This window comes from Virgibacillus oceani (assembly GCF_041521345.1).
Classification (GTDB): Bacteria; Bacillota; Bacilli; order Bacillales; family Amphibacillaceae; genus Virgibacillus_N; species Virgibacillus_N oceani_A.
This window is the reverse complement of sequence record NZ_JBGOHB010000061.1, coordinates 1-3538: the sequence shown is the minus strand read 5'-3', so window position 1 is coordinate 3538 and position 3538 is coordinate 1. Positions and strand designations below refer to the sequence as shown.

Here is a 3538-nt window from a genome sequence, read left to right as displayed (position 1 = left end):
CAGTTGACTCGACTTCTGCCGTGGTCCGCTACACTCCCTGATGAATGCCGCGTTCCTAATAAATCTAAATAAATTATAACAGTAGTCCACATCTGAAAAACAGGTGTGGACTATTTTACGCTTACGTTCACCTAATTTTGATGTTAAATTTCTATCGGATGTCCAAACAAAATCCGAATTGAAGGGTTTAATAGTAGACTTATTCGAAGGAGATAGTGATGCTGCGTTATTTTACTTTTCTGGACATGGATATACAGATGACACAGGAAATTATATTGTTACTCCTGATTTAAGTAATAATGACTACGGTGTTTCCATGGATGAAATATTGACAATAGCAAATGGTTCTAAGGCTAGGGATAAAATTATAATTTTAGACTGTTGCCATTCGGGAGCATTTGGAAGTCCTAAAACCAATGGTGGATTAATGACTCAAATTGGAGAAGGTCTGTCTATTTTAACAGCTAGCAGAGATTATCAAGATTCACTAGAAGTTAATGGACAAGGTGTTTTTACTAATTTACTTTTAGATGCGTTACAAGGAGGAGCAGCTGATTTAAGAGGACATATTACACCAGGGAGTGTTTATGCGTATATAGACCAAGCATTGGGCTCTTGGCATCAAAGGCCTGTATTTAAAACAAATATTTCCAAATTTACTTCATTAAGGACTATTGAGCCTCAAGTACCTATAGCGACTATTAGAAATTTGATAAAGTATTTTCCTAGCCCAGAACAAGAATTTGAACTAGATCCATCTTTTGAAGTAACGAATGCACTGGATATTGAACATGAAATCATTAAGCCATACGCTTCAGAAGAGAATGTAACAACTTTTAATGAGCTACAAAAACTCGAAGGTGTTGGCTTAGTCGTGCCAGTTAATGAAGAGCATATGTATTTTGCAGCAATGAATTCAAAAGCATGTAAGTTAACTGCATTAGGCTATCATTACTGGAGGCTTGTAAAAGAGAGACGATTGTAAACCTTGGGGAATAGGAAGGAGCTATACTTTGACAATCGAAAATTTTGATGTTCTTTTTTACACTTTAATTTTTGTAGTGCCAGGATTTATAATAGATTCAATTTACAGAGTTTTCGTCCCACAAAAAGATGTTACAGGACAAAGTATATTGCTAAGATTCTTGGTATTCAGCACAATTAATTATATAGTTGTCTTTCCTATTTTAATTTTGTTGTCTAGAATTCCCTATATTCAATCTAATGTACAATTTAAATTGTATGTTAGTATATTGGTGATTTTTTCAATTTCAGTAAGTATTGCATTAATAATTCCTGTAATATTCAATAAGGGCTGGGTTCGCACATTATTACAAAAAATAGGGATTAACACTATCCATATTATTCCAACATCTTGGGATTATCAGTTTAACAAGAATAAACCTAGTTATTTAATCGTATATTTAGAAGATGGTGGAATAGTATTTGGTTATTGGGGCTCTGACTCATTTGCATCGTCTATTCGAAATGATAAGGATCTTTATCTTGAAAAAATATTTGATGTTAATGAGGATAATGAGTGGATTGAAATTACCAATAACAAAGGGATTTGGATACAAGCAACTTCTATAAAATACATAGAGTTTTATTAAAAAGGAGTAATTTTATGTCAAAAAAACCAAACAAAGTTTATCAGCCAAAAAAAGTTAATAAAGGGTATCAACCAAATAAATTGCAGACCACGCCACCTCCCCCAAAAACGGGACCAAATATAAAGCCCCAAAAGGATAAGTGATACTATAAGGAGGAGTACGGTAATAAGTTGTTTAACTGAATCCAAAGAAATTATTATCAATAACTATAAATTGACTACTTGATCAATTGTTAAAAAGTTGAAGTGAGGATCGTTCCAATTAGACCTATTCTTGTTCTTTCTAATCTAAATTAGATATAACTATATGTAACCGCTAAACTCTAATAGACCATTTTTGCTAGATAATAATGAGTGCTTTTGGAGCGGATTTGTAATTAAAGAGGCGTTGTCCTTGCCAGAAATATAAAAGGGGGGATAATGAGATACGAAATCAATAATACACTATTCGAAGATCTACCAATGACGTATACTTTAAATAGAAAACACAGATATACATGAATAGTAAAAATGGGGTTGTGCAGAATATGAAAAAAATAATGGCAACTTGCATTGTTTTAATTGTATTAGTTGGTTGTAGTGCTAAGGCAGACGAAGAAGCTATGGAAACTTACAAGAACGATTTACTTGTTAGCATGGATATAAGTCCTTATATTAATGATGATATCGAAATTCTCCCCGGCACGAGAAATAAATATGAGGGATATCTTTTTGTTGATTACAATATCAGAATGAATACGAATGAAAATTTTAATGATTTAAGTAAAGATGATAAGTATTACTTATTAAACGATATTGTGCTTACAATACGCACAACTACTACTTTGATTGGGCATAATGGCGGTGGGTCATTTGATTGTGGAAAGAAAGCTATTTGTGATTTTGAAGGAATCGAAATAGTTGATGGAGAAGACACATATACAATGGAGTATGAAAAATCAAGAAGCGCTGATTCTCACGAAATGGTGGTTAATTCTGAGGAACCATATAAGCCTGAGACCCAACAAGATAAGGTATCTGTAACAACAGGATCTGCATTTAGCACTGGTTTGGACCAAGAAAATAATCAAGACACAGGCAACCAAGACACTGAAACAATCGTTAATAACAAAAACGGAAATGATTGGGTTAATTTAACCGAAAACCAAAAATTCCATGCAGTATCGAATGCATTATATAGTTTGGAACACCAAGGATATACCATATTAGAAGGGGAATATTATTATATCGAAGCTTTAGATGCTTTTTATTCAGATGCTGAAACAAAAAATGAATCAGTCACTATGGCACTGGCTTCAATAGGAACCTTATCAGGTACAATAAATAAATAATATATCATTGCTATATTTAAAAACCGTAAGAAATAGCCTGGTTTCCTTACAGCTTTTTATTAATTTTATTTTGAATTGATCGAGATCTATTTGGCCGCTTAGGATAACCGGATCTAGTGACTCTTTATTATTCTGTGACTTTATTAAAAAGTATATCGACACTGTGTAAGCTACCTCAATTTACATAAATGATTATATTTTCTGGCTGGGTAGTATCGTAAGAGGAACTAAGATAGATTTAATTGAACATCTTTTAAACTATTTGGGGTTCCGAAATAGATGAAGTATTATATATGTTTACTAAATAATTAATTAATGTGAAAATAGAGGAGGAGTTGCCCCTTATTCTGAGCTGTATCAGAAGATTCCTTATACACAGGGATGTGGCTAATCAACAAGGTTTTTAAAAACCTTAAAGAAGTGTATGTTTGATGACAGGACACTTTTGGCTTTATTATAAAAAGTGATAATTGAATAGGTTACACTTAGTTGGACAGAACAGTTAAGGTCATATAAACTTGGTTCAATTAAAAGTTGAGGAGAATTACTATGACCCGTAGAGCAAGAAGGAACTTTTCAAAGGAATTCAAGGAAC

4 protein-coding genes are annotated in these 3538 nt (G+C 32.8%); all 4 read left to right on the top strand.

Going from position 1 to position 3538, the window contains the following annotated elements; genetic code table 11:
- The first annotated feature begins 103 nt into the window (after positions 1–103).
- The 4 genes from ACDX78_RS23085 (at position 104) to ACDX78_RS23070 (ending at position 2943) form a co-directional block, all read left to right on the top strand.
- Positions 104–985 carry a caspase family protein gene (locus ACDX78_RS23085; RefSeq protein WP_486031196.1) on the top strand — a complete coding sequence of 294 codons (882 nt, stop codon included), beginning with the start codon at positions 104–106 and terminating at the stop codon, positions 983–985.
- A 28-nt stretch (positions 986–1013) separates the two neighbouring features.
- Positions 1014–1613, top strand: coding sequence for a DUF6338 family protein (locus tag ACDX78_RS23080; protein WP_486031194.1), 600 nt, complete (start codon positions 1014–1016; stop codon positions 1611–1613).
- 14 nt (positions 1614–1627) lie between these two features.
- On the top strand, positions 1628–1756 hold the full coding sequence (locus ACDX78_RS23075) for a hypothetical protein (protein ID WP_486031192.1): 129 nt from the start codon (positions 1628–1630) through the stop codon (positions 1754–1756).
- 383 nt (positions 1757–2139) lie between these two features.
- Positions 2140–2943: a hypothetical protein gene (locus tag ACDX78_RS23070; RefSeq protein ID WP_486031190.1), complete on the top strand. Its 804-nt coding sequence runs from the start codon at positions 2140–2142 to the stop codon at positions 2941–2943.
- Positions 2944–3538: the final 595 nt, after the last annotated feature.